At 49.4% G+C, this 26,096-nt stretch carries 20 protein-coding genes and 3 pseudogenes; 15 read left to right on the plus strand and 8 right to left on the minus strand.

Translation table 11 applies throughout. The annotated features are described in order from the left end of the window. Positions 1 to 86: 86 nt before the first annotated feature. On the minus strand, positions 87 to 1,061 hold the full coding sequence (locus tag ABN256_RS11040; protein ID WP_000497807.1) for a ParM/StbA family protein: 975 nt from the start codon (positions 1,059 to 1,061) through the stop codon (positions 87 to 89). A 482-nt stretch (positions 1,062 to 1,543) separates the two neighbouring features. On the opposite strand from ABN256_RS11040, the gene mobI reads away from it, so the two are divergent. After that, positions 1,544 to 1,969 carry a conjugative transfer protein MobI(A/C) gene (mobI, locus tag ABN256_RS11045; RefSeq protein WP_000229427.1) on the plus strand — a complete coding sequence of 142 codons (426 nt, stop codon included), beginning with the start codon at positions 1,544 to 1,546 and terminating at the stop codon, positions 1,967 to 1,969. Between the two features lie 10 nt (positions 1,970 to 1,979). Here the strand turns inward: mobI and umuC are convergent, their stop codons facing one another. Then, complete coding sequence (gene umuC, locus ABN256_RS11050) at positions 1,980 to 3,152, minus strand: translesion error-prone DNA polymerase V subunit UmuC (RefSeq protein ID WP_001142610.1); 1,173 nt, start codon at positions 3,150 to 3,152, stop codon at positions 1,980 to 1,982. Between the two features lie 283 nt (positions 3,153 to 3,435). Here umuC and ABN256_RS11055 point away from each other — a divergent pair, with 283 nt between their 5' ends. From ABN256_RS11055 to ABN256_RS11090, 8 genes and pseudogenes are all read left to right on the plus strand, one after another. Then, positions 3,436 to 4,029 carry a Tn3 family transposase gene (locus ABN256_RS11055; RefSeq protein WP_000107352.1) on the plus strand — a complete coding sequence of 198 codons (594 nt, stop codon included), beginning with the start codon at positions 3,436 to 3,438 and terminating at the stop codon, positions 4,027 to 4,029. 113 nt (positions 4,030 to 4,142) lie between these two features. Beyond that, positions 4,143 to 7,121: a Tn3 family transposase gene (locus tag ABN256_RS11060; protein WP_000985631.1), complete on the plus strand. Its 2,979-nt coding sequence runs from the start codon at positions 4,143 to 4,145 to the stop codon at positions 7,119 to 7,121. 93 nt (positions 7,122 to 7,214) lie between these two features. Continuing rightward, positions 7,215 to 7,427, plus strand: a pseudogene (locus ABN256_RS11065) (repA); the annotation flags it as partial. Positions 7,428 to 7,538: 111 nt separating this feature from the next. Further along, complete coding sequence (locus ABN256_RS11070; protein ID WP_001120888.1) at positions 7,539 to 9,032, plus strand: IS91-like element ISCR2 family transposase; 1,494 nt, start codon at positions 7,539 to 7,541, stop codon at positions 9,030 to 9,032. Positions 9,033 to 9,062: 30 nt separating this feature from the next. Further along, positions 9,063 to 9,947, plus strand: coding sequence for a DUF3363 domain-containing protein (locus tag ABN256_RS11075; RefSeq protein WP_001447541.1), 885 nt, complete (start codon positions 9,063 to 9,065; stop codon positions 9,945 to 9,947). A gap of 222 nt (positions 9,948 to 10,169) precedes the next feature. Then, positions 10,170 to 11,384, plus strand: coding sequence for a chloramphenicol/florfenicol efflux MFS transporter FloR (floR, locus tag ABN256_RS11080; protein WP_000214122.1), 1,215 nt, complete (start codon positions 10,170 to 10,172; stop codon positions 11,382 to 11,384). Between the two features lie 27 nt (positions 11,385 to 11,411). Further along, positions 11,412 to 11,717, plus strand: a complete 306-nt coding sequence (locus ABN256_RS11085; RefSeq protein ID WP_001255015.1) for a LysR family transcriptional regulator — start codon at positions 11,412 to 11,414, stop codon at positions 11,715 to 11,717. A 111-nt stretch (positions 11,718 to 11,828) separates the two neighbouring features. Further along, positions 11,829 to 12,233 (plus strand): annotated as a pseudogene (locus tag ABN256_RS11090) (IS91 family transposase); the annotation flags it as partial. A 106-nt stretch (positions 12,234 to 12,339) separates the two neighbouring features. Here the strand turns inward: ABN256_RS11090 and ABN256_RS11095 are convergent. Genes ABN256_RS11095 through sul2 form a run of 3 tightly spaced genes read right to left on the minus strand, consistent with a single transcriptional unit; the run spans position 12,340 to position 14,855 of the window. Continuing rightward, positions 12,340 to 13,176, minus strand: a complete 837-nt coding sequence (locus ABN256_RS11095) for an aminoglycoside O-phosphotransferase APH(6)-Id (RefSeq protein ID WP_000480968.1) — start codon at positions 13,174 to 13,176, stop codon at positions 12,340 to 12,342. Beyond that, entirely contained in the window at positions 13,176 to 13,979 is an 804-nt protein-coding gene (aph(3'')-Ib, locus tag ABN256_RS11100) for an aminoglycoside O-phosphotransferase APH(3'')-Ib (protein ID WP_001082319.1), read from the minus strand. Before aph(3'')-Ib ends, ABN256_RS11095 begins: the two co-directional genes overlap by 1 nt. 60 nt (positions 13,980 to 14,039) lie before the next feature. Further along, entirely contained in the window at positions 14,040 to 14,855 is an 816-nt protein-coding gene (sul2, locus tag ABN256_RS11105) for a sulfonamide-resistant dihydropteroate synthase Sul2 (protein WP_001043260.1), read from the minus strand. A 372-nt stretch (positions 14,856 to 15,227) separates the two neighbouring features. On the opposite strand from sul2, the gene ABN256_RS11110 reads away from it, so the two are divergent. Then, a protein-coding gene (locus tag ABN256_RS11110; protein ID WP_102140835.1) for an IS3 family transposase occupies positions 15,228 to 16,381 on the plus strand; the annotation gives its coding sequence in 2 pieces (ribosomal slippage) (positions 15,228 to 15,474 and positions 15,474 to 16,381; 1,155 coding nt in all). 10 nt (positions 16,382 to 16,391) lie between these two features. Here the strand turns inward: ABN256_RS11110 and ABN256_RS11115 are convergent. From ABN256_RS11115 to umuD, 3 genes and pseudogenes are all read right to left on the minus strand, one after another. Next, positions 16,392 to 17,423 (minus strand): site-specific integrase, encoded by a 1,032-nt coding sequence (locus ABN256_RS11115; protein ID WP_196560992.1) that lies wholly within the window; start codon positions 17,421 to 17,423, stop codon positions 16,392 to 16,394. 188 nt (positions 17,424 to 17,611) lie between these two features. Further along, positions 17,612 to 17,845 (minus strand): annotated as a pseudogene (locus ABN256_RS11120) (Y-family DNA polymerase); the annotation flags it as partial. Positions 17,846 to 17,852: 7 nt separating this feature from the next. Further along, positions 17,853 to 18,302 carry a translesion error-prone DNA polymerase V autoproteolytic subunit gene (umuD, locus tag ABN256_RS11125; RefSeq protein WP_008844764.1) on the minus strand — a complete coding sequence of 150 codons (450 nt, stop codon included), beginning with the start codon at positions 18,300 to 18,302 and terminating at the stop codon, positions 17,853 to 17,855. A 641-nt stretch (positions 18,303 to 18,943) separates the two neighbouring features. Here umuD and ABN256_RS11130 point away from each other — a divergent pair. From ABN256_RS11130 to ABN256_RS11150, 5 genes are all read left to right on the plus strand, one after another. Beyond that, positions 18,944 to 19,849, plus strand: a complete 906-nt coding sequence (locus ABN256_RS11130) for a 3'-5' exonuclease (protein WP_064497053.1) — start codon at positions 18,944 to 18,946, stop codon at positions 19,847 to 19,849. Between the two features lie 87 nt (positions 19,850 to 19,936). Further along, the gene (locus tag ABN256_RS11135) at positions 19,937 to 20,236 is read left to right on the plus strand and encodes a hypothetical protein (RefSeq protein WP_064497052.1); all 300 of its coding nucleotides are present in this window, start codon (positions 19,937 to 19,939) and stop codon (positions 20,234 to 20,236) included. A 317-nt stretch (positions 20,237 to 20,553) separates the two neighbouring features. Next, positions 20,554 to 21,507 carry a WYL domain-containing protein gene (locus tag ABN256_RS11140; protein WP_064497051.1) on the plus strand — a complete coding sequence of 318 codons (954 nt, stop codon included), beginning with the start codon at positions 20,554 to 20,556 and terminating at the stop codon, positions 21,505 to 21,507. 80 nt (positions 21,508 to 21,587) lie between these two features. Beyond that, entirely contained in the window at positions 21,588 to 23,423 is a 1,836-nt protein-coding gene (locus ABN256_RS11145) for a site-specific DNA-methyltransferase (protein WP_064497050.1), read from the plus strand. 1 nt (position 23,424) lies between these two features. Next, positions 23,425 to 26,076: a DEAD/DEAH box helicase gene (locus ABN256_RS11150; RefSeq protein WP_064497049.1), complete on the plus strand. Its 2,652-nt coding sequence runs from the start codon at positions 23,425 to 23,427 to the stop codon at positions 26,074 to 26,076. The last annotated feature ends 20 nt before the right edge of the window (positions 26,077 to 26,096 follow it).

The raw sequence follows: 26,096 nt of genomic DNA on the forward strand, positions 1-26,096 counted from the left end.
AGCGCGTTCCCGTGGTGGCGTCTTTTCCAATTCTTTGAGTAGTTCTGGGTGGCTCCCTGGGGGAATGTTGACGACAACTCTCATGATCATGCCCCATAAAACCAGAAGCCTCGGACGTTCGCCAAAACAGACTGCTCAGGCACGATGATCTTGCTTCGTGAAAAAATCTCCTTGGCCGCTTCCTTATAAGCCAAGGCTCCACCTCCGGCGATCAATACCAAGTCCGCATTAATGCTTTCGTCACGCATGGATTGACGCATGGCTGTAAGAGCAACAGGCGCTACCTTTTTCATGGCAGCATTCAGATAAGGTGAAATATCGACTTTTTCTCCAAATAGCAGGACCTGTAAGTCGCCGGTTCTCATGGCTTTTTCAAGTCGATCCATTCCGACTTTGGCACCATGATCTTCCGAAATCAGCTTATCGATGGTTTCCAGTAGCACGGACATTGCCTGAAGACTGGTTCCTGATGAGCTGTAGCGAATTTCTCCGGCCTCAAGGGCAACCCAATCAACAGAAAAGAAGCCGGGATCAATGACGACGACACGACCTTCTTCAATCAAGCCCAGATCACCACCCGTTTGAACCAGATCCATATAGGCACCGGCAGGCTGTGGTAGTACTTTGACGTCATGAACGGTGATGCTGCGCTTAGGCGTCACTTGATGGACACCTTTTAAACGCTGCACAAGGTCAGACTTACGTTGTGGTTCATGAAACTGGGAAACCGGTAATCCAGTGACAACCAAATCGATGGATTCTGTTTCAGCCATTAACAAGGCGGCATGAAAAAGTGCCTTATAGGTTTTTGTGGTGGGATATTCCGGGTGAAGCTCTCGTTCCCAGCCTTGAAGGCGTCCAGCAGGAACACCAGCGGCCCAGCGCTCATTATCGACAGAGACATACAAACAAGTTTCATCATCGCCTCCACCGATACGCTCCGGCATACGATCCGCTGGACCGGCACCCGCAGGTAGAATAATGGTTTTCGGTTCACTACCTGATTGGCCAATTGCCAGCTTCAGGTTTGAGTAACCGATATCTACGCCTAGTACAAACATACTTATCTCCTGTGCACTCAAAGTGCTCTAACGGTTTTCAATCAACCGCGCTGTTCACGCTTGGGCATTTCCAAGTGCTCTGGCGGTTTACTCAAATGTCATTATCAGGATTCGGTGCACTGGCGGTGGGCAGAAAGGTGACAAATCCTTTCATCTATCTGCCTATTGCATTTTTGCAAAAGTATGAGAATAGGCTCTGTTTGGCGGCTGGTGACCTAGCCAAAAAAATTGAGACGCCAAACGTCGTTTGCATTCTGGCCTGAACTTGCCAAACGGTTTGTATCTTCATGGCGATACGTCTTTTTAGGTGTTTTTAAGTGAAATCAGCCTGTATCCCTTGTCGGGTATGGGATTGAGCGAGTCGATTTATATCGAGACGCCAAACAGTGATTGTGACGGCAGTTTTACGTTTGGCGTTTCGATCCAAAAGCCAAACGGATAGTGGTTTTGGCTTTAGGGGTTAATTGGATGGGGAAATTGGTTTGGTAGAAATCGTCAATGAACAATGGAAAGCAGATGTATCAGATTTACTTCAGCAAGAAACGGACAGGCTAAAAGCGCTGGCACGAGCTGAAGTTGATGACTTTTGGGTTACCCATTACAAGGTTCGAGAGAATGAGCCCTTTAAAGACTGGGGTCTGCTTGGTGTCCGTATCAGAGACTTTAAGTATGGCTTTGGCATAGAGTGGTATATCAACAGTTTTCACGGTCAACGAGGCAAACGCGTGGTCTTTAGCAAGGGGCTGCGTATCTCAAAGACGAAGCTGAGATACGCATTTTTAGACTGCCAAGGTTTGGCCAAAGAATGGGAGCTAGCGCTGGCCATGGAGAAAGAGGAATTCTTCAGTGATATTCGACGCCAGGTTGATAAGCTCAACATGCTGCGTCGCAGAGTGAATGCGTATTGAGTCAACTGCGCTACTTCACTCGCGGTAACTGGTCCCAGCGTGTTGTATAAGCGGGAGACAAATGCTCTCGCTTCATCGACCAATCTTTCTTGAGTCCTTGTCCAGCAAAGAAAACCTTTCCGGCACCGCTTTGGTTAATGGTGTCCAATACAGACATTAGCTGCTGGCTATTAGAGCGGGTCGATACGTCATCGAATAGTCCTGGTTGAAACATGCCAGGATCGTAAAAGTCAGACAGCATGACGCCCGCTTTGGCATAACGAAAACCATCCTTCCATATCCGCTTGAGTAAGTGATTGGCCAGCTCGATAAAATCCCGCGTGTCGCAACTGGGGATTAGCAATTCACCCGATGCAGAGTTGCTGTACTGCGGCTCGTTGTCCTTAAAGGGGCTGGTACGTATGAACACGGTCAGCACTTTGGCTTGCTGCTGTTCTTTGCGAAGTTTCTCAGTGGCGCGGGTTGCGTATTCGCATACGGCTTCACTTAAAAATTCAAAGTGCGTCACTTTTACGCCAAATGAACGGCTACAGACGATTTGCTTCTTAGTTGGCGGGATCTCTTCAAGTTCAATGCACGACTCACCATTGAGTTCTCTGACGGTTCTTTCTAAAACCTCTGAAAACTGGTCTCTGATGGCTCTAGGAGAGGCATTGGCGAGATCTAAGGCTGTGGTGATACCCAACGCATTTAAACGCTTAGAAAGCCGTCTACCAACGCCCCAAACATCATCAACCGGGACTAATGCGAGCAATCGACGTTGCCGATCTGGATTGGTCAGGTCTACAACCCCCTGAGTAGCTGGATATTTTTTGGCGGCATGGTTAGCCAGTTTGGCGAGTGTTTTAGTCGGTGCAATGCCTACACAGACGGTGATCCCAATCCAGTGGCCTATGCGCTCTCGCACTTGTTGTCCGAACTCGACAAGAGATATGGCAGACTCAATACCGGTTAAATCCAAAAACGCTTCGTCAATAGAGTAAACCTCTACTCGTGGTGCCATCTCCTCCAAAGTGCGCATCACTCGACTGCTTAAATCTGCATACAGCGCGTACAGTTGGCTAAGAATTCCCGCTAAAAATAGACGAGTAAGTGAGCAACCATTCTGCCGCATGGGTTGCTGGCGTCTAACACCAGAAAAATCACCCAGCCCAACCCGCTGTCTATTTTTTAAGGTGGGCATTCATCTACATGTCTAATTTTTTACCAATTTGATCGCTAAGATGTACTAATTTGATTACCGAGGGAGACTGACGGACTAATTACTTAGGGGCTTAATCGTACAATCTCCACTCGACACCACACAACTCACTTCTGGACATTTCTGAGTTGCATTTTAGCTAATTTAGAAAAACATGAATTAGATAAAGTATGGAAATTTCAAATCAATATGAGGCGGACATGAAGAAATTGAAAAAAGTAGCTTAACTGGGTTGGTCAATTTTGGTTGACCACGTCATGTTCCGGTGAGTACGCAAGTCATTGGCGCTAACGAATATGAAGGTCACTTTGCTTTTGACTTACTCTATAACAACTCTTCAGATATACAGCCTAATACCTTATCGACCGATACGCATGGTACCAATAATGTTAACTTCGCTATATTAGATTTCTTTGGTTACACATTCGCCCCTCGATACGCGAAAATGAAAAAGGTGTTTTTTGAGCTATTTGAAGTGACTGAAGAGAACGGAGGCCGTATTCAATTAAAGAAAGATATTAATCATAAGCTAATTGCTGAAGAATGGGACAATATTCAGCATATTGTTTGTTCATTGAGTCGTAAAACCACCACTCAAAGCACAATCATTAGAAAGTTGAGTAACGGCAAGAGCCGAAGATTGTCAGCATTGCATGAGTACGACCGTTTAATTAAATCTATTTATGTTTTGGAGTATGTTGATAATTCAACGTTGCGTCATTACGTCCAGCAAGCCTTGAACAGAGGTGAAGCATACCATCAGTTAAAACGTGCTATTACTTCAGTTAATGGCAATAAATTTCGTGGGGGGAATGATTACCAAGTATCACAATGGGGTTCTAGGGATTTTCCCCTCTAAAAAGACTTAATCCTCTGTAGACCACACCAATAAATGGCTGCGGAGGTGGGTTACTACTTATAAGTGTGGCAAATTAGGTAAATATCGTACATTTAATACGGAACAGCCCTGATATGGCCATCAAAAACGAAATTACTATTCTCACGAGAGCAGAACAGGCAGATCTTTATTCCCCACCCATTTTTTCAATCGAAGAACAACGTCTGTACTTTTCTCTGAACGATGCGGAATTGGCAGTTTTTCGGTCAATTCGTCTCAGAGCTCATAGATGTTACTTTGTCGCGATTTTGGGATACTTCAAATCAAAGCCCGTCATCCTAGATATCGCTTACTCGCAGGTTTCTAAGGATTTAATGTTCATCAGTAAAGAGCTGCTTGGCGGCAAGGGGCTCAGACCATTCACTCCCTCACAAAAACAAAAAGATCGACTCTACGCAAAAGTATTAGACCTTGCTGGTTATCACAAATGGGACGAAAGTCAGCACTTCAATTCTCTTTTCGACCACCTTGTTCAGGTGGGCAATGCCTGGCTGGAGCCGCGTTACCTCTTTGATACTGCTATTGAATTCCTAACCAGTCACAGCATTGCTATCCCTAGGTACACCGTACTCCAGAGACTGATAAGCAGAGCGATGCAGCAGGTCAGAAAAGACCTGGCGCACCAACTTAATCAACTCACCAGTCCTGAACTTCACGTCTTTCTGGACAGCATAACAGCCATTGATGACGGACTAAGCCTGAACCAGCTCAGAGGCGGTGCAAAAAGTCTGACCGTACCTGAACTTAAAAAAGAGCTTGCCCTTTATCATCAGTTAGCGCCATGGCGCACGCAAATCAATGGCGTTATCGATGGGCTTAATCTGTCTCTTAAAAATCGACAACACTTCGGTGAGCTCATCAACTATTACGGTAGTAAACTCAAACGATTCAAACGCGCACAGCAGCATCTATGGTTGCTATGTCACCTGACAGAGCGGATACAACTGGCACTGGAACGGTTAACTGATGGGTTCATTTACCATATCCGCAAGCAACAAGAAGCTGCCAACACCTTTGCACAACAAGCAGTGTTCCTGTCCTGGCAGTCAGCCGCGGACAATGTCACGAAAGCGGCAGAGTTACTGCATCTGTTTGTGGATGAGAACATTGATGATAATCAACCCTTCTCAGTAGTCAGACAACAGGCATTGAAGGTCATGAATGACAGGGATATCCAGACCCTCTGCCTTTACCTGAAAAAACAGAAACGGACCGTGGAAGAGTACCAGTGGCAACATTACGATGAACAATGCAATCTCCTGGAGCAACTGTTAAGGCAGGTGTTCTTGTGCCTTGAATGTGAGGCCGGTAAAGGCTCAGAAGCCGTCGTCGCCCAACTTCAACAGATGCAGACGGAAATCGCATTCGGTGGACCACTGAAGACGATGGATACGTCGCTCATCCCGAAAAAGCACCTCCCATGGTTGGTTAAACAGGATAACGTTAACCCGCAACGTTACGAATGGCTGCTCTACCGGCAGTTAACCTCACGACTGAATGGACGCATTTATTTGCCAAATGTTACCAAATACCGCGCACTGGAAGACGACCTGATCCCCCAGACATCGCAGGATACCTTGCTGGCCTCATCAACACTGGACAGACTAAAACAGCCCGCAGAGTTATTGTTACAGGAGAAACAACACCGGCTGGAAAGTGCACTCAAAGACGTTGCTCTCCATATTGATGAGGGAGACAATCGAAATGTGATCATGAAAAATCGTACCGGTACCCGCTGGCGTCTGCCGACCAAAAGCGCTACATCTCTGGTCAACAATCCCTTTTTTAAGCGAATGCAACCGGTCGGTATCGCGGATGTACTGCGGTATGTAGAGCGCGAAACCGGGTTCATGAAATGTCTGACTCATGTACTTCCGATACAAAAACAAGGGTTCACTCATCAGGATGATTTACTGGCCATTCTGATTGCCAACGCCACTCACCGTGGTGTGTATGGCATGGCGCAGATCTCCGATCGAAGCTATGAACACCTGAGTACGGTGCAGGCCAACTATATCCGGCCTGAAACGCTGCATGACGCCAGCGACGTGATCAATAATGCGGTTGCAGCGCTACCCATCTTCCGCCACTACCATATTCAGGAGGACCAGCTGCATGCCAGTGCGGATGGTCAGAAATTCGAAACCCATCTGGAAACCTTTAAAACCCGGTACTCCTCTAAGTATTTCGGCACCAACAAAGGGATCACGGCCATGACACTGGTGGCCAACCACAGCGCCCTCAATGCTCGGATCATCGGTTCCAACGAGCACGAATCACACTATATTTATGACCTGTTACAATCCAACAGCAGTGAAATCAAACCTGACGTACTCTCGACAGATACACACGGTGTCAATCATGTTAACTTCGCCTTACTGGATCTATGCGGTTACAGTTTTGCACCGCGATACGCGCAGTTCAGTAGTGTCATCAATGATCTGTTTGATGTGACTGAAAGTGAACAAGGCAGCACCATACTGGCGCTAAAGAAGCCTATCAGAACGAATGTTATTACAACGGGATGGCAAGATATCAGGCGTATTGTTCTGTCACTTCAGACAAAGCGGACGACACAAGCAATGCTGGTAAGAAAGTTGTCTGGTTACCCTTCTGGACACCCAATATTACAGGCTCTGACGGAGTATAATCGACTGGTTAAAGCGCAATATTTACTTGACTACATCGACGATGCCAGTTTGCGGCAGTATGTGCAACGTGCCCTGAACCGGGGAGAAGCATGGCACTTCCTTAGACGAGCCATTGCGTCGGTGAATGGTGATCAGTTCCGTGGCAAAAACGAGTCTGAAATCGCTATCTGGAATGAATGCGCAAGATTGCTTGCCAACGCGATCATCTACTTCAACTCCGCGATACTGAGTCATCTTCTGGGACACTTTGAAGCGAGAGGAGATGAAGAGAAAGCGGGTATCACTCGTGCTGTTTCGCCCGTTGCGTGGCAAAATATCAACTTAAGCGGAACGTATAACTTCACTAATACTGGGAAATTGCCCAATATTGGCGAAATAACAAGGCCGATAGTGGATGATTAGGCTCCAAGCTGAAAGTAAACCACCTCCGCAGCCATTTATTGGTGTGGTCTACAGAGGATTATGTCTTTTTAGAGGGGAAAATCCCTAGAACCCCACCTTGAGACAGAACGCGCCTTGGTCAGAATCCCAGTCGCTGGGCGGGTTTGCGCCTACGCTCTTGACCCCCACGAGGTCTGGAAAGGGTACGACAACGCCAAAGAATACGCGGCCTTCGTGACCAAGACGCTGGTCAACAAGGACGGCGATATTAAGCGCCGGATCATGTCGATGTTTAGCCCAGAGGAACGCCCAGACGACAGGGAGTGACGGGCACTGGCTGGCAATGTCTAGCAACGGCAGGCATTTCGGCTGAGGGTAAAAGAACTTTCCGCTAAGCGATAGACTGTATGTAAACACAGTATTGCAAGGACGCGGAACATGCCTCATGTGGCGGCCAGGACGGCCAGCCGGGATCGGGATACTGGTCGTTACCAGAGCCACCGACCCGAGCAAACCCTTCTCTATCAGATCGTTGACGAGTATTACCCGGCATTCGCTGCGCTTATGGCAGAGCAGGGAAAGGAATTGCCGGGCTATGTGCAACGGGAATTTGAAGAATTTCTCCAATGCGGGCGGCTGGAGCATGGCTTTCTACGGGTTCGCTGCGAGTCTTGCCACGCCGAGCACCTGGTCGCTTTCAGCTGTAAGCGTCGCGGTTTCTGCCCGAGCTGTGGGGCGCGGCGGATGGCCGAAAGTGCCGCCTTGCTGGTTGATGAAGTACTGCCTGAACAACCCATGCGTCAGTGGGTGTTGAGCTTCCCGTTTCAGCTGCGTTTCCTGTTTGCCAGCCGGCCCGAGATCATGGGGTGGGTGCTGGGCATCGTTTACCGCGTCATTGCCACGCACCTGGTCAAGAAAGCGGGCCATACCCACCAAGTGGCCAAGACGGGCGCGGTCACCCTGATCCAGCGTTTTGGATCGGCGCTCAATCTGAATGTTCACTTCCACATGCTGTTTCTCGACGGTGTGTATGTCGAGCAATCCCACGGCTCAGCGCGTTTCCGCTGGGTCAAGGCGCCGACCAGCCCAGAGCTCACCCAGCTGACGCACACCATCGCCCACCGGGTGGGTCGCTATCTGGAACGGCAAGGCCTGCTGGAACGGGATGTCGAAAACAGCTATCTGGCCTCGGATGCGGTGGATGACGACCCGATGACACCCCTGCTGGGGCACTCGATCACTTACCGTATCGCTGTCGGTTCACAGGCGGGGCGAAAGGTGTTCACTTTGCAAACTCTGCCGACCAGTGGTGATCCGTTCGGTGACGGGATTGGCAAGGTAGCCGGGTCCAGCCTGCACGCCGGCGTGGCGGCCAGGGCCGATGAACGCAAGAAGCTCGAACGGCTGTGCCGGTACATCAGCCGCCCGGCGGTATCCGAGAAGCGGCTGTCGTTAACACGAGGCGGCAACGTGCGCTACCAGCTCAAGACGCCGTACCGGGACGGCACCACGCACGTCATTTTCGAACCATTGGATTTCATTGCAAGGCTGGCCGCCCTGGTACCGAAGCCCAGAGTCAACCTAACCCGCTTCCACGGGGTGTTCGCACCCAACAGTCGGCACCGGGCGTTGGTCACGCCGGCAAAACGGGGCAGGGGCAACAAGGTCAGGGTGGCTGATGAACCGGCAACACCAGCACAACGGCGAGCGTCGATGACATGGGCGCAACGGCTCAAGCGTGTTTTCAATATCGACATCGAGACCTGCAGCGGCTGCGGCGGCGCCATGAAAGTCATCGCCTGCATTGAAGACCCTATAGTGATCAAGCAGATCCTTGATCACCTGAAGCACAAAGCCGAAACCAGCGGGACCAGGGCGTTACCCGAAAGCCGGGCGCCACCGGCTGAGCTGCTCCTGGGTCTGTTTGACTGACGAGCCTGAAGGCCAACGATACCAATCAAAATGCTGCGTTCACAGCGCCGCGGCAGGGATCCGCCGTGCTGGTTGTCGGAAAAGGAGCCGCTAGTGGGAAAGAGGAGGGTAAATTTTCAGCGTTGCTGGCTCCCCGTCAGCCGGATTGGGTTGCATCGCAGGGGTGTCGAAAGAGTCAACTGCGGTCCAAAGCTGTTGGACTTGGGTGAAAAGGGCGTTTATTCTTCCTATACGTGCCGCGTTCCAGGCGGCGACTATGAGGGCTATGTCGATGCCCATGTGCGCCGGCTGGAGGCGCTACGCCGGGCCGGTATCGTCGAGCGGATCGACGCCGACCAATGGCGCATCCCCGATGATCTGGTCAGCCGTGCCGCCGCCCATGACGCCGGCCGAGACAGTCAGGCCAGCGTTCGCGTCCTTTCCCCGGTCGATCTGAACAAACAGATCGGATCGGACGGCGCGACCTGGCTGGACCGGCGGCTGATCCACGGCGAGACGGCCGACCTTGCGCCAACCGGCTTCGGGCAACAAGTCCGCGAAGCCATGGACCAGCGCCGCGAGCACCATATCGAACAGGGCGACGCCACCCGCAGCCGGGACAGCCGCGTCTTCTACCGGCGCAACCTTCTCGCCATCCTGCGGGAGCGCGAGGTAGCCGGCGTCGGATCGGATATGGCTTTGAGTAAGGGCCTGCCGTTCCGCGCCGCCACGGACGGCGAGAGCGTCAGCGGCAAGTTTACCGGAACCGTGCATCTATCGAGCGGCAAGTTCGCCGTGGTCGAGAAATCCCATGAGTTCACCCTTGTCCCGTGGCGGCCGATCATCGACCGCCAACTCGGCCGCGAGGTTATGGGCATCGTGCAGGGCGGGTCGGTGTCGTGGCAGTTAGGGCGGCAGAGGGGGCTGGAACGCTGAGTGCGCCCATGCCGCATTGCGAAGCAAAAGATAATCTGATAAAATGTAGCAATTCATATTCGTAAGCGTGGAGTAATCAGATGGGAAATTCCAAGTCAGCAGACAAGTAAGCCGCAACAACCAGTATTGTTGTTGCGGCGCTCTGTAAGGCTAGTCTCATCTGATTGCTGACGAGCAGACGTCGCCCGGTATTCCTTAATCTTAATCGAGGGTTGATTCGTCATGACCACCACACGCCCCGCGTGGGCCTATACGCTGCCGGCAGCACTGCTGCTGATGGCTCCTTTCGACATCCTCGCTTCACTGGCGATGGATATTTATCTCCCTGTCGTTCCAGCGATGCCCGGCATCCTGAACACGACGCCCGCTATGATCCAACTCACGTTGAGCCTCTATATGGTGATGCTCGGCGTGGGCCAGGTGATTTTTGGTCCGCTCTCAGACAGAATCGGGCGACGGCCAATTCTACTTGCGGGCGCAACGGCTTTCGTCATTGCGTCTCTGGGAGCAGCTTGGTCTTCAACTGCACCGGCCTTTGTCGCTTTCCGTCTACTTCAAGCAGTGGGCGCGTCGGCCATGCTGGTGGCGACGTTCGCGACGGTTCGCGACGTTTATGCCAACCGTCCTGAGGGTGTCGTCATCTACGGCCTTTTCAGTTCGATGCTGGCGTTCGTGCCTGCGCTCGGCCCTATCGCCGGAGTATTGATCGGCGAGTTCTTGGGATGGCAGGCGATATTCATTACTTTGGCTATACTGGCGATGCTCGCACTCCTAAATGCGGGTTTCAGGTGGCACGAAACCCGCCCTCTGGATCAAGTCAAGACGCGCCGATCTGTCTTGCCGATCTTCGCGAGTCCGGCTTTTTGGGTTTACACTGTCGGCTTTAGCGCCGGTATGGGCACCTACTTCGTCTTCTTCTCGACGGCTCCCCGTGTGCTCATAGGCCAAGCGGAATATTCCGAGATCGGATTCAGCTTTGCCTTCGCCACTGTCGCGCTTGTAATGATCGTGACAACCCGTTTCGCGAAGTCCTTTGTCGCCAGATGGGGCATCGCAGGATGCGTGGCGCGTGGGATGGCGTTGCTTGTTTGCGGAGCGGTCCTGTTGGGGATCGGCGAACTTTACGGCTCGCCGTCATTCCTCACCTTCATCCTACCGATGTGGGTTGTCGCGGTCGGTATTGTCTTCACGGTGTCCGTTACCGCGAACGGCGCTTTGGCAGAGTTCGACGACATCGCGGGATCAGCGGTCGCGTTCTACTTCTGCGTTCAAAGCCTGATAGTCAGCATTGTCGGGACATTGGCGGTGGCACTTTTAAACGGTGACACAGCGTGGCCCGTGATCTGTTACGCCACGGCGATGGCGGTACTGGTTTCGTTGGGGCTGGTGCTCCTTCGGCTCCGTGGGGCTGCCACCGAGAAGTCGCCAGTCGTCTAACCGACGACTGGTAGCAGGCCCGCTCCGATGCGGCGCACTAACCATCGAAACCTCGTGAATGTCGGTATCCTGTCTGGCAGGATACCGCTCATTTCCCTTGTTCAGTTCATCGCCGTCGCCGAGCATCTGAATTTTCGGCATGCGGCCAAGGCACTTGGTATCAGCCAGTCGAGCGTCAGCGCGCGTGTGAAAGCGCTGGAGGATAACCTTGGTGTCCTGCTATTTGAGCGCCATGCGCGGGGCGTTCGGCTAACAGACGCAGGCAGGCACTTCATGGAGCGTGTCACGGCGGGTGTCGATCAACTCGATCACGCAGTGAAGACCGCGGAGTGACGGGCACTGGCTGGCAATGTCTAGCAACGGCAGGCATTTCGGCTGAGGGTAAAAGAACTTTCCGCTAAGCGATAGACTGTATGTAAACACAGTATTGCAAGGACGCGGAACATGCCTCATGTGGCGGCCAGGACGGCCAGCCGGGATCGGGATACTGGTCGTTACCAGAGCCACCGACCCGAGCAAACCCTTCTCTATCAGATCGTTGACGAGTATTACCCGGCATTCGCTGCGCTTATGGCAGAGCAGGGAAAGGAATTGCCGGGCTATGTGCAACGGGAATTTGAAGAATTTCTCCAATGCGGGCGGCTGGAGCATGGCTTTCTACGGGTTCGCTGCGAGTCTTGCCACGCCGAGCACCTGGTCGCTTTCAGCTGTAAGCGTCGCGGTTTCTGCCCGAGCTGTGGGGCGCGGCGGATGGCCGAAAGTGCCGCCTTGCTGGTTGATGAAGTACTGCCTGAACAACCCATGCGTCAGTGGGTGTTGAGCTTCCCGTTTCAGCTGCGTTTCCTGTTTGGGGTCGTTTGCGGGAAGGGGCGGAATCCTACGCTAAGGCTTTGGCCAGCGATATTCTCCGGTGAGATTGATGTGTTCCCAGGGGATAGGAGAAGTCGCTTGATATCTAGTATGACGTCTGTCGCACCTGCTTGATCGCGGCCGCGATAGCTAGATCGCGTTGCTCCTCTTCTCCATCCGCGTTCCAAGCTGCGGAAAGGCACCCATAAGCGTACGCCTGGTCGAGCAGGCGACGCGGATCGACGTCCAGCGCACGAGAGAATGCGTCCGCCATCTGTGCAATGCGTCTAGGATCGAGACAAAGGTCGTCTCTGTCAGCCGGATCGTAGAACATATTGGCGGCGCCAAAGCCCACTTCACCGACCAGACCGACGGGATCTATCACCAGCCAGCCGCGACTGGAGAACATGATGTTTTCATGATGCAGATCGCCATGTAGCCCACGCAGTTCCGAGGCATTGCTCATCATTTGATCGGCTATAATCGCCGCGTGGACGTAGTCAGTTTGACAACCTGCGTTTTGATCATCGCGCGCCCGCTGAAACAAAGCTGCAAAGCGATCCCGGATCGGGAGAAGGGCAGAAGGCAGGGGTTCCTCAGATGCGGCATACAGCTTCGCCATTAGTTCCGCTGCAATTTCGGTCGCCTGGTAGTCGCCGTGCTCGGCAACGATGTGAGAGAGCATTCGCTCCCCGGCATATTCGAGCAACATCAGATTGTTCTCACGACCGAGCAACCGGACTGCTCCCCTCCCATTGCGCCATACCAGATAGTCGGCCCCGCGCAGTTCATCAGCAATGTCTTCTATAGGTTTCAATCCCTTGACGATTGCAGGAGTCCCGTCTGGCAATGAAACTTTCCAAACGAGGCTGGAAAAGGTGTCCGCAATGAGAACAGGTTGCGAAACGTGCCAATGAGCAGGAAAAACAGGCGGCATGAACATCAACCCCAAGTCAGAGGGTCCAATCGCAGATAGAAGGCAAGGCGTTCGCGGTCGGGGGCTTCGATCCCCAATACATTGAATAGGACAGCGAAGGCGCGCTCTGCTTCATCTGGCGCTGCCCAGTTCTCTTCGGCGTTAGCAATCATGAGTGCCAAATCGGCATAGCGATCTGCTGTTCCGAGCCGCCCAAGGTCGATCAGACCCGTGCATTGAAGAGTTTTAGGGTCCACCATGAAGTTCGGCATGCAGGGATCACCATGGCAAACAACCATATCGGTGCGCTCTTGGTCGAGCCGCACCGGTAGCTCTCGTTCGACACGAGCCAAAAGATCGAGCTGCGGCGTACTCTTGTCCTCGTCCGGTAAGAAGTCGGGATTGACGGCATTGCGGGACACCACATCAACGGCGCGTCCGAACATTCGCGACAGCCTGCGCTCAAACGGACATTGATCAACCGATAGGCTGTGAACAGCGCCAAGTTGCTGCCCCATTGACGGCCACGCTTTGAGCAAATCCGCTCCAGACAGATCAGCCGCCGGTACTCCCGGAATTGCCGTTATCACCAAGCATGCACCCTCCTGTTCCTCCTGCCAGTTGATGACCTCGGGGCAAGCCACACCTCGACCTTTGAGCCAAATGAGGCGGTCACGCTCTCCAGCGAGCTCACCGCGGCGGGAAGCAGGTGCGATTTTCGCGAAGGCATGCCCGTCACCACGTCGAAAAACAAAATCACCAGATTCTCCGCCTCTGACAGGCAACCAGTCAGAATGCGATTCACCAAAAAAAATATTAGTTCGATTCAATGGAGGTTCCTTCAGTTTTCTGATGAAGCGCGAATATAGAGAAATATCCCGAATGTGCAGTTAACGAATTCTTGCGGTTTCTTTCAGCGCCGCCAATACCGCCAGCCCGTCGCGCAAGGGGCGCGGCTCGTGTGTGCGGATGAAGTCAGCTCCACCTGCGGCGGCGGCAAGCTCTGCAGCGAGTGTCGCGGCCCCGACATCCCCCGGACCACGGCCTGTGAGCGCGCGCAGAAAGGATTTGCGCGAAACAGACAGAAGCACCGGCAAATCGAAGCGCAGCCGCAATTCATCGAACCGCGCCAGCACCGAGAGCGAGGTTTCGGGAGCAGCCCCCAGAAAAAACCCCATGCCGGGATCAAGGACAAGGCGGTTGCGTTTGATACCGGCACCCGTCAGCGCCGCGATGCGCGCGTCAAAGAACGCCGCAATGTGATCCATGATGTCGCCAGCGGGTGCCTCGCGCCGATCTGCCTGCCCGTCTTGCACCGAATGCATAACGACGAGTTTGGCAGATGATTTCGCCAATTGCGGATAGAACGCAGCGTCTGGAAAACCGCGAATATCATTGAGATAGGCCACACCACGCGACAAGGCATAGGCTTGCGTCGCGGGTTGATAACTGTCGAGCGAGACGGGAATGCCATCTGCCTTGAGCGCGTCCAGCACCGGCGCGATACGCGCGATTTCTGTGTCGGACGAAACAGGCGCGGCGTCGGGATTGCTGGATGCCGGACCGAGGTCGATCACATCTGCCCCCTCGGCCATCAGCTTACGCGCCTGCGCAATGGCTGCGTCTGGCGCCAGATACCGGCCTCCATCGGAGAAACTGTCCGAGGTTATGTTGACGATGCCGAAAATGATGAGCGATTTATTCATGGGGGCTTCTATAATAATAATAATCGAGCATGAGTCTCATACGGATGCTCGGGTCGAAAGGGAATCCCCAGGCGAGTAACCTGTTTGCGGTGATCCATTAGCTGCAGGAGCAGAATAGCATACATCTGGAAGCAAAGCCAGGAAAGCGGCCTATGGAGCTGTGCGGCAGCGCTCAGTAGGCAATTTTTCAAAATATTGTTAAGCCTTTTCTGAGCATGGTATTTTTCATGGTATTACCAATTAGCAGGAAAATAAGCCATTGAATATAAAAGATAAAAATGTCTTGTTTACAATAGAGTGGGATACTGATCTGATTTAATGGCACCGCACACTTTTGTGAAGGATAATTAGTCCAACAACAAAGGTGTGAAAATGACCCAACGAAGAAAACCTAGAAAATATACTGATGAGTTCAGAGAAGAAGCTGTAAAGCTAGTCACTGAACAAGGTTACAGTGTTACTGAAGCAGCCAAATCATTAGGCATAACAACTAAGCTGCTTTACAACTGGAAAGACAAACTAGCCAAGCAAACTTCAGGCGAAGCATTAAGCAAAGATGAGAGAGCTGAACTGGTTAAGCTCAGAAAAGAGAATAAACGCTTACAGATGGAGCGTGAGATCTTAAAAAAGGCGAGTGCCTTCTTTGCGAAAGAAATGAAATAAAGTTCGAATATATTAAAGAGCAGCAATGGCGCTTTCCAATTAGCGTTTTGTGCGAGGTTCTAGAAGTGAGTCGGTCAGCCTATTACGCATGGCTGAGGCGACCAGCCAAGATTATTAGTGTTGAAGAGTTAATGCTTTATCGTCGCATGAAGAGGTTATTTGATGATAGCCGCAGTAGTGCTGGTGCCAGAACCTTAATGAAGTTGCTACGCAAAGAAGGCTTTAAAATTGGTATTTGTCGGGTTAAGAGCTTGATGAAAAAGCTCGGTTTAGTCGTTAAACAGCGAGTGGCTTATAAAGTGACGACTATGCGCAAACATAGCCATGCGGTTGCTGATAACTTATTGAAGCGCCAATTCAATCCAGCCAGAGCAAATCAGGCGTGGGCGGGTGATATCACCTATCTAAGAACGCATCAAGGCTGGATGTACCTAGCTGTTGTGATGGATTTGCATTCTCGCCGTATTATTGGCTGGGCGTTGAGTAAACGCATGACGGTTGATTTAACCATGAGAGCGATGCAAATGGCTATCAACCTGCGTCAACCCAAAGCAGGCTTGATCTTCCATAGCGACAGAGGCTCACAATACACCAGTAAGCGTTTTCAATCATTGCTATGGAGCAATCGAATTACGCCATCAATGAGTGGTTGTGGAGCATGTTTAGATAATGCTGTGGTTGAAAGGTTTTTCGGCAGCTTGAAAAATGAATGGCTATTAAATGTTTACCATTTAACCAGAGAAAGCATGAAAACTGATGTAGAGAAATACATCAAATACTACAACTCAGTTCGGCTTCATACTTCATTAAATGATATGTCGCCAATTGAGTTTGAAAGTGTAAGGAAAAAGTGTGCGGCCTAGCTTGACCAGATCACTTGTACTCGTACAACAGATCCATGACACTGGCTGGGATTTCAATTGTTCTGTTTTTTTTGAACTTGGTTAAGCAACCGTTAATATTCTCACCAATTTGCACCTTAACTACTTTAGCTTTTGGCTTGTCCACGACAGAGGCAGGAAATGTTATTAATTCCTCCAATCTCAATCCCGTTTCAGTTTTTAAGTACACCATTAGGGCTTTAGTGTCAGATGAATTTTCAATATCAAGGTGTTTATAAAGCTCTTGTTTTTCATCTTCACGAAGTGGGTTAAGCTCTCGAATATCAGCATCTTGAGGTTTTTTTATGTTCTTAAATGGTCTAGTGAGACCTGTGGTGTATACAATAATTTCCTTACTGTGACTGCGATTGAGATGTGAGAGCATTTCATGTTGTGCTCTGTTTCCTTTGTTGCTTATGCGAACAGTCTTTGCCTTAAACTCAAATGGTCGAAAGGTTTTGCTGATTGAAATGATCCGCTGGCGATGAAGGAAGATGAAGTAATTGACAACTTTCAAAACATAGTTAGAGGCTGTACTTGGAGAACCACCGACTTTTCCAGTTTCATCCTTGGTATAAAGGTTTTCCAATAAATAGTCTCGATATCTCACGATTGGACTTTCCTCTACCTTCTCGGTGCAGTCATATATTGTTAACGGAGGTTTTTCATCAACCAGAAGGCCAGTCCTTGGGTGTGTATGTTCGGGGATTTCCGTGCTCAACCACCGATAGAAGCTCAATAACGCAACTGCATGGGATTGAATCGTCTTATCGGAGGATATATCTGGATCTGCCAACAAAGAGTGAAGATATAGATTCACTGGCACCACATTGATACCATCGGGGTCTATTAAAATTGGAAGTTTATGAGCAAATGGTTTTGAGTTGTCCCTAACGTCATGGATGATCTCGCCACTGTCAGGGTGTGGCCTACTTATAAATGAGGGATATTTCTCCGTACTAATCCACATAAGACAATAGTCAAAGCCGAAGTCATCTGGAAACGACCTATTTTGTTCAATCACATTAACACCTAAATCATCCGTTATTCACACTGCTAAGCCTTCCCCCAGGGGGTTACGCGTTCATACATCTACTTTTTCAAGATATTTCTTAACCAATAGTAAAAATTGTAACCACCCCTCATCTCGACGTCTAATTTATACAACCTGAAACATTACAACATGTGATGTCTAAAGTATTTCCCAACTGTAAGCGCATAGTTGGACGAGAATGCCAAAATGCCATGGCGCTGCATTTCAGCTTTGATTTGAAAGACGGGTACGCCCATTTTAATACCGAGTAACTTAGCTTCACGCGACCGTGCAACCACGCAGCCGTCATTGTTGGACAGCACCACAATCGGCGTATCTTTTAAATCAGGACGAAACAGCTTCTCACAACTGGCGTAAAAGTTGTTGCAGTCCACCAAGGCAAATACTGGCATGGGATAGTCACGACTTACGGCGTATGTTTCGCACCACATTGGTGACCACACCAAATATCTCTAACTCTGTCCCTTCAGGAATATGAATGGGCTCATACACCTGGTTTCTTGGGATCAGCATGACGCACGGCCTTAGTTGAAGCTCCTTTACCGTGAGTTCACCATGGATGCCAGCGATGACAATGTCACCGTGTTCGGCTTGGACAGAGCGATCAACCACCAGAATATCATCTGGGTGAATCCCGGCATCAATCATTGAATCACCTTCAACACGCACAAAGAACGTTGCAGCCGGTCGCTTGATGCACAGCTCGTTGAGGTCGAGCGTTTGCTCAACATAATCCTGCGCTGGTGAAGGAAAACCAGCAGAAACACGTTCCATGAACAATGGAATACGAAGGCGCTTGGCTTTGATGAAGGCAAGTGCGCCGCTACGGCCTATCAGCGAGACACTCATGACGAACCTCGAAAAATCATAATTAATACTGTTTGTTTATACAGTATCTAATGCTATGCTGATTTCTACAAGTAAAATTGTAGGTAAAACTGTAGTTGTTCGAGTAAGACGCTGTGTTGTCGGTGATTTCTTTTTTGTGTTGAAAAACTAGATGTGGGGGGATCGCTCGCCCTCGTCAAAGCCTGCAAGGCTTGGACAATACTGCTTCTGCCTACTGCTCTTGTTTCTGTTACTGATCCTGTTACTGCTACTGGTTAACGCATGGGTCAAGTAACCGTCAAACAAGGCTTGTTGAACCCTTTGCAAAGGGTTTAAAAACAGTTAGTAAAATTCTGCTTCGTATTGAATTTACTGGCTTAAAGCGAAGTCAGGAGCATCATTAAAATGCTCAGTCGAACTCAGTTCAAGCCTTTTTCAACCGTTTGAAAAGGGGTTGGCTAAGCCATACCTAAAGGGTATCGGTAAGGGTTACCTAAAGGGTTTAGCTAAGGCTTTCTGAAAGGCTTAGCCAAAGCCTTCATACATGGGTTCACCCAGTAGAAAGATTAAAAAAACGCTGAGGTATCCAAGGTGCATTTAGAAAAACCTGTGGCACAGTGAAATCACCTAAAGCGAACAATAGAATTGAAGAGGAACCATCAATGACAAGAGCCCCTGCGCCATTTCCGCTAGAGCGCCTCGCGGATATCCCAGACAGACCAGAAGATTTTAGATTGCTGGAGCGTATTCCATTAACGCGTGAGCCGCAGTCCTGGCCACTTGAACTTTCTCCTATGGTCGGTGATGAACAGCCAATGGTGCTGCTCGATACAGAGACAACCGGACTGTCTTCCGATGATGAGTCCATTATTGAGCTTGGTATGGTTAAGGTGCTTTACAGTCCCTCGGCTAAGCGGATTGTGTCGATTGTTGATGTGATCAGTTTGTATGAAGATCCCGGCAAGCCAATCCCCGAGCTGATTACAGAGTTAACCGGTATTACCGATGACATGGTGCGAGGCCAGCGCATTGATGATTCACTGGTAGCGAGTTGGTTATCCGATGATCCGCTGGTGGTTGCACACAATGCACAGTTTGATCGTCCTTTCTTTGAAAAGCGGTTTGCTGCATTAGGCCATCTATCTTGGGCCTGTTCAGCCAGTGGCATAGATTGGAAGGCACTGGGCTTTGAAAGTCGGAAACTTGAGTACCTGCTGCTTCGCTTAGGTTGGTTTTATGAAGGACACCGAGCTGCAACCGATTGTTTGGCGATGGCCTGGTTGTTCCATTTGTTGCCCGAGTCCGTTGCAAACTTGTTGTCTGAAGCAGACAGGCGAACTGTGTTAGTTCGTGCGTTTGGTGCGCCGTTTGACGTAAAGGACTATTTAAAAGAACGTGGTTACCGCTGGCATGACGGTGTTAAAGGTGCCAACAAACATTGGTGGCGCGAAATCAGCGAAGACGAGTTGCCGCAGGAACAAACTTATCTGGATGATTTGTATCATCGTGGCTCAGAACATGCCCACTATGACTACAAAGATGCCCGCAATCGATTTAAAGCTTTGTAGCTCTCTACAAGGCAAGCCTTGCATATTTGAAAACCTCTGGAAAATGGAAAGTGAACTCATGGTTTAATCAACAAGAGGAATCTTTCCATGTACCAAGACGCCTACATTGAATACTGGGGCGAAATCTTCGTCTCTGCCCGCATCATTGAATTTGGCATCACGTTCGAGCGCTTTCTTAAAGATCCATGGAAGCATTTGATGTCCTGTGGCCAAGAATCTGCACCGGACGCGATTGCTGAAGGGATGCTGCCATTGCTACCAGCCCAGGCAGAGGTTGCTAGGCGCATTCGGGAGAGTGAACAACGAGCCCTGATGTCTACAGAGTCGGACAAAGGGGTATCGCATCGCGGTAACATCGTGGTGCCATTGGTTCGGGTAGCGCATTGATAGCGGCTATCATCGATGGCACCAAACAAGGTCTTCACACCGATACCTGAGCGGCAATTGCAATCCAGATCAAAAAGTTGCCGCTTAATCTTCCCTACAAAATAATTTGTGATAGGATGATACCTAATAAAATTAATTAGGTTGAAGCCTATTCAGTGTTTTATGGCCATCTGTCCAGCTTCAACCAGTAGAGATTGATTAGTCATTGCGGATAAAGAGCAGCTTTATGCCATGCCTTTCAATGTGATTACGCGATGTCTGACGGTACTTTATAAACAGAGTTTTAAGAAATTGGTTGAATTGGATAAACAAGACGCATGACAAATGATGGTCTGAAACAAACGGTAGCAGCGAGTTCACTCGCTAAAGAAAGTGCGAAAGGAAAGCCAGATAGGCTTTCGCAAATAGCGCAGTTGCCACAAGCAACCAGGGATCGCATTGCCCACATCGACTTCACCTTATTGTTTAAGGGAGAAGCGGTACGGGCGGATTTAGTTGATCGCTTCAGCATAGCCGCTGCACAAGCAACGAAAGACTTCACAATGTACCGAGAGCTTGCACCAAGCAACATTGAGTATGACCAAAAGCTCAAGTTGCATAAACGTGGTGAAGCATTTGAACCCTTGTTCGACTATGACGTTGTTCGAACACTGGCAACCATTAGCCAAGGGTACGGAGATGGCTTCACTGGAAAGGTAAAACCACCTCTTGCGTGTGAAGCGCCTTATCACCTTAATAAGCCGAATCTATCGATTGTCGCGAAAGTCACCGAAGCCATACACAAAGGCAAAGCCTTGCGTATCACCTATGTGTCGTTATCGAGCGGAGAAACCACGCGTGAAATTGTACCGCATACGCTGGTGGACAATGGCCTACGTTGGCATGTTCGTGGTTTTGACCGCAAGCATAGTGAGTTCCGTGACTTTGTATTGACCCGCATTAAAGCTGCGGTTGTGCTTAAAGACTCTACATTATCTGAAGCGGAGCTCGAAACTCAGGACAGGCAATGGAACCGATTTGTAGAGCTGGAGTTAGTGCCACACCCACGCATAGAACACAGTGAAGTAATTGAACTGGACTATGGCATGACGGAGCGCGTGATGAAGGTTGAGATCAGAGCTGCAACTGCGGGGTATTTGCTCAGGCTTTGGAATGTGGATTGTTCCGAGACCGCGTGTTTATCAACCAGTCATTGTCAACTGGCATTAAACAATCGTGCCGCGCTGTATGGGGTTCAAAACCTTGCAATTGCGCCGGGTTATGTCACTTAGATGATGAGCACAACCCAGACAACCGCTTTTTATGACTAAAGATTAATCATCAGAATTAAATAAGAATTTAAGGAATACCGATGCCAACGTTGGATTTTAAAGGTAAACAGTTTGTTTATTCACACCACCTGAGTGTGCCGTTTCGTGAACTAAAAGTGGTTGAAGATAAATCGTTACCACAGCAAGGCAAGGCGGCATCGCTGGATGATAACCTCATCATCCATGGCGACAACCTTGAAGCCCTCAAGGCGTTACTGCCTACCCATGCGGGTAAAGTAGACTGCATTTTTATCGACCCGCCATACAACACAGGCAATGAAGGCTGGTGTTATAACGACAACGTGCGTTCACCATTGATGCAGGAATGGTTGAAAAAGTCAGCCAACCCTGTTGATAAAGAAGATATGGAACGTCATGACAAATGGCTTTGCATGATGTGGCCTAGATTAACTCTTTTGAGGGAGCTATTGGCAGATGAGGGAAGTATCTGGATGACTCTTGATGATAACGAGATACACCGAGCAAGGATGCTTTTTGATGAAATATTTGGCGAGGAAAATTTTGTTGCGTGTTGTGCATGGGAGAAAACCTATACGCCGAAAAGTAATGGGAGAGTCATAAGTACCGATCATGATTATGTTCTGATCTATTCAAAGACTTCATCTTTTACCGAGCATGGCTGGAATTACCTTGCTAAAAATGAAGAGCAAGTTGGGCGCTACAAAAACCCTGATAATGATCCCAATGGTCCTTGGAGAACATACCCATTGGATGTTCGAACTGAGGATAGCGAGCGCAGGGAAAAATACCGTTATGAAGTAGTTCTTCCTTCTGGGAGGGTTGTAAAGCCTGCTAAAGGAAGGCACTGGGCGCTACCTGAAGCTGAGTTTATAAAACAGAGAAACGCTGGCGAAATTTATTTCGGTAAAAAAGGCGATGCTATGCCTACAAAAAAGGCATATTACGATCCTAATGAAGATAAAGGGGTTATCGCACGCAGCTGGTGGACTTATAAAGACGTTAAAGGTAATCAAGACGCAAAGAAAACACTGTTAGATATTTTTGGTGATGTTGAGACTGATTTCCTTACTCCAAAACCATATCAATTAATTCAAAGGGTTCTGGAAATAGCCACAGACAAAGATTCTATAATTTTAGATTCTTTTGCTGGTTCAGGAACAACAGCACATGCTGTGCTTGAAGCTAATAAGAATGATTCAGGGAATCGAAAATTTATATTAATTGAGTGCGAGGAGTATTGTGACCGCACCACGGCAAGTCGTGTTCGAGGGGTGATTAATGGCTACAAATTCAAAGGTACTCAAAAACAAGAGCTTTTTGCAGAAAAAATCACTTGGTCTGTATTTGAAAAGAAACAGTCTAAGCTTCTAGAAAAAATTGCTGAAATAGAAGCAAAACACAGCAAAGATTTCGACAAAATCAAAAAAGAGCTCAAAGACGGTGTGCTGACTGTCACCGGTGAGCGCAAAGTGGATGAGTTTGCCCCTGGCATTGGTGGCAGTTTTACCTATTGCACCTTGGGTGAACCGATTCAAATTGAAAGCTTACTTACTGGCGAAGCGATGCCGTCATTCGACGCGCTCGCACGTTATGTGTTTTATACCGCAACTGGTCAGTCGTTAGAAACGGTCGCTAAAGCCTCTGCCGATGGTTTTATCGGTGAAACAGACTTATTCCGTATTCATCTGTTCTATCGTCCAGATAGCGAATGGTTGCGCTCAAATGAAGCCGCATTAAACGCGGACAAAGTCGAGGTTATAGCGAAAAACAATGCTACGAAGAAGCGCACCATTGTCTTTGCTGTGGCGAAATTTATGAGCCAGAAAGACTTAACTGAAAAACGCATTGAGTTTTGCCAGTTGCCTTACGCTATCCATCGCATTATGGGGGCGTAACATGGAGTTAAAAGACTACCAAAATGGTGTGCTGGATAAGCTGGACTATTATCTGAAAAAGCTGGCCGACACCAAGGAAGAAGCGGAAGATTTTGTGGCTTTTCAGAAAATGAAAGGCAAAGAGGCTCGCTTAACCGATTACGCCAAAGATACGTGGGAAGCTCTGGTACAGGAGCGCCGTATTGACCTACTTAAAGACAAAAGCGGCCACTTGGTGCCAGCGCCTTATGTCACAAGATTTGACGGCTTAGAGCGGCCAATTCCTAACGTATGCCTGAAAGTACCGACGGGTGGCGGTAAAACCTTACTTGGCGTTGCTGCGGTCGAGCGCCTGCAAACGGATTTGTTTGCGCAACAAACGGGTATGGTGCTGTGGGTGGTGCCTTCGGATGCTATTTACAAGCAAACCTGGAAACAGTTGGCTAATCGTGAACATCCGTATCGGCAAATGCTTGAACGTGCTTCGGGTGGGCGGGTAAAAATGCTCGAAAAGAACGATGCCTTTACCAAGCGGGATACCGACGAAAACCTGTGCGTTATGTTGTTGATGCTGCAATCCAGTGCGCGTCAATCTAAAGAAACCTTACGCATGTTCCGTGACAGCGGGCGATTTACCACTTTCTTCCCGATTGAAGATGACACCACAGCCAATGAGGCGCTGTTGAGCAGTATTCGTAATTTAGATTGTAACGATCTTTCGGATTACGGTTGGCAAGAAGGCATCGCCCCAGGCTCTGTGTCAGTCAAACAAAGCCTAGGCAATGTGTTACGTATGGTTCGCCCAGTGATTATTGTGGATGAAGGGCATAAAGCCTATAGCGAAACCGCACGAGAAACCCTGTGTGGATTTAACCCTAAGTTTATTCTTGAGCTCTCGGCAACCCCTAATGCAAACGGTAAGCATCACTCAAATGTGCTGGTGAACGTGTCTGGGCAAGCGTTGAAAGATGAGCAAATGATTAAGTTACCCATCAACTTAATCAATGAAGACAAAAGTGAGTGGAAGCATACCTTGTCGCTTGCGCACGCTAAATTGGCAGAGCTTGAACAAGATGCCGGACAGCTACAAAACGAAACCGGTCGCTATATTCGGCCCATCATGCTGATCCGTGTTGAGCGCACAGGTAAAGATCAACGAGATTCAGCCTTTGTGCATGCGGAAGACGCCCGCGAGTATTTGATGGAAAAATTGGGCGTAAATGAAAATGAAATTCGCCTGAAAACGTCTGACAAAGACGAGTTAGGTGATGATGATTTGCTCAGCGAAATGTGCCCCGTTAAATACATCATCACAAAGGATGCACTGCGTGAAGGTTGGGATTGCCCCTTTGCTTATGTGTTAACCGTGTTGTCAAAAATGACCGCCAAAACGGCAATCACCCAAATGATTGGCCGGGTACTCCGTCAACCACATGCGCGATTGACGCAAAAACCAAGCTTAGATGAGTGTTATGTCTACACCTTTGATCAGGATGTGATGGAAGCCGTCGCCGGTGTTAAGCAAGGCTTAGAAGAAGAAGGGATGGGGGATGTGGCGAATCAGGTTAAAGCCTCGGAAGCCAATAAACCCGCCGCAGTAGTGAGCAAAGAAACCTTATTGCGTAGAGAGCGTTTTCGTAACCTACCGAAAATATTCTTGCCTCGTGTTTTACACCGTGATGCAGGGTACAAAGATGGCTACCGTTTGTTTGACTATGAACGGGATGTGCTGGGTGACCTAGATTGGGAATCGCTGTCTTATTTGAATGCAGATAACTTTCAGCTAGTGGACGACAAGTTACAGCGCACGATTGCCCGTATCGACTACAAAATGTCAAAGGATAACCAAGGCGAATTGGACTTGGCCGATCCGGTTCACGAAAACATCGAGTTTGACCCCATCGCAGGCCTAGACATCTCCTTTATGGTAAGGCAGCTCACCGATGTTATTCCAAACCCATGGCAAGCCATGCGGGTATTAACGCACACCTTAGACAGCTTGCGTCGCAATGGGGTTACAGAGGAAGCGCTGTTTACTAATCGCCTAGAGCTGCTCAAAGAGATGAAGCGCGACATTAAACAACAGGTTGCGCAATTATCGGAGCAAATCTTCAGATCTAAGTTGGACAAGGGGGATATTTCCCTACGTCTACTCGCTTCAGACAACGAAAAGCTAAATTGGGAACTGGCGCAAACCTTAGAGGTTAATGTCAGTGAGCATGATCAGGTGCTTCGCCGCAAAGATGGATCAGAACTCGAAAAAAGCCTGTTTGAAAAGGTCTATCAAAATGGGCTGAACAATTTAGAGCGCGACACAGCCTGGTATTTGGATAAGCAAGCGTCTGTGTATTGGTGGCATCGTATTGCAGTAAATCAACGTGAGTACAGCCTACAAGGCTGGCAAAAGCAAAAGGTTTACCCTGACTTGTTGGTGTGCGTCGAACAGCCAAACTCTGGTAGTTACCGCTTCTCTGTACTGGAAACCAAGGGTGAGCATTTAAAAGGGAACGACGACACTGAGTACAAGCGGCGATTGTTTGAGCTGTTAACTGAGCACGTCAAGACGGCAGTTGATGCTGGCGAACTTACGTTGGAAGCAGCATCGGGTGGTATGTCGTTCAGAATGCTGATGGAAGACAGTTGGTCACAAGAGATCGTGCCTGAATTGAATTAATGAGTCATTTGTTGGTGTTG

Origin of the sequence: Proteus sp. fly-1008 (assembly GCF_040140305.1) — a bacterium.
In the GTDB taxonomy this organism is placed as follows: Bacteria; Pseudomonadota; Gammaproteobacteria; order Enterobacterales; family Enterobacteriaceae; genus Proteus; species Proteus vulgaris_B.

Coding starts and splice junctions, on each gene's coding strand:
- ABN256_RS11040 (WP_000497807.1), bottom strand. CDS start 1,061: ATGTTTGTACTAGGCGTAGATATCGGTTACTCAAACCTGAAGCTGGCA.
- umuC (WP_001142610.1), bottom strand. CDS start 3,152: ATGCCCACCTTAAAAAATAGACAGCGGGTTGGGCTGGGTGATTTTTCT.
- ABN256_RS11060 (WP_000985631.1), top strand. CDS start 4,143: ATGGCCATCAAAAACGAAATTACTATTCTCACGAGAGCAGAACAGGCA.
- ABN256_RS11070 (WP_001120888.1), top strand. CDS start 7,539: ATGCCTCATGTGGCGGCCAGGACGGCCAGCCGGGATCGGGATACTGGT.
- ABN256_RS11075 (WP_001447541.1), top strand. CDS start 9,063: ATGCTGCGTTCACAGCGCCGCGGCAGGGATCCGCCGTGCTGGTTGTCG.
- floR (WP_000214122.1), top strand. CDS start 10,170: ATGACCACCACACGCCCCGCGTGGGCCTATACGCTGCCGGCAGCACTG.
- ABN256_RS11085 (WP_001255015.1), top strand. CDS start 11,412: ATGCGGCGCACTAACCATCGAAACCTCGTGAATGTCGGTATCCTGTCT.
- ABN256_RS11095 (WP_000480968.1), bottom strand. CDS start 13,176: ATGTTCATGCCGCCTGTTTTTCCTGCTCATTGGCACGTTTCGCAACCT.
- sul2 (WP_001043260.1), bottom strand. CDS start 14,855: ATGAATAAATCGCTCATCATTTTCGGCATCGTCAACATAACCTCGGAC.
- umuD (WP_008844764.1), bottom strand. CDS start 18,302: ATGAGTGTCTCGCTGATAGGCCGTAGCGGCGCACTTGCCTTCATCAAA.
- ABN256_RS11130 (WP_064497053.1), top strand. CDS start 18,944: ATGACAAGAGCCCCTGCGCCATTTCCGCTAGAGCGCCTCGCGGATATC.
- ABN256_RS11135 (WP_064497052.1), top strand. CDS start 19,937: ATGTACCAAGACGCCTACATTGAATACTGGGGCGAAATCTTCGTCTCT.
- ABN256_RS11140 (WP_064497051.1), top strand. CDS start 20,554: ATGACAAATGATGGTCTGAAACAAACGGTAGCAGCGAGTTCACTCGCT.
- ABN256_RS11145 (WP_064497050.1), top strand. CDS start 21,588: ATGCCAACGTTGGATTTTAAAGGTAAACAGTTTGTTTATTCACACCAC.
- ABN256_RS11150 (WP_064497049.1), top strand. CDS start 23,425: ATGGAGTTAAAAGACTACCAAAATGGTGTGCTGGATAAGCTGGACTAT.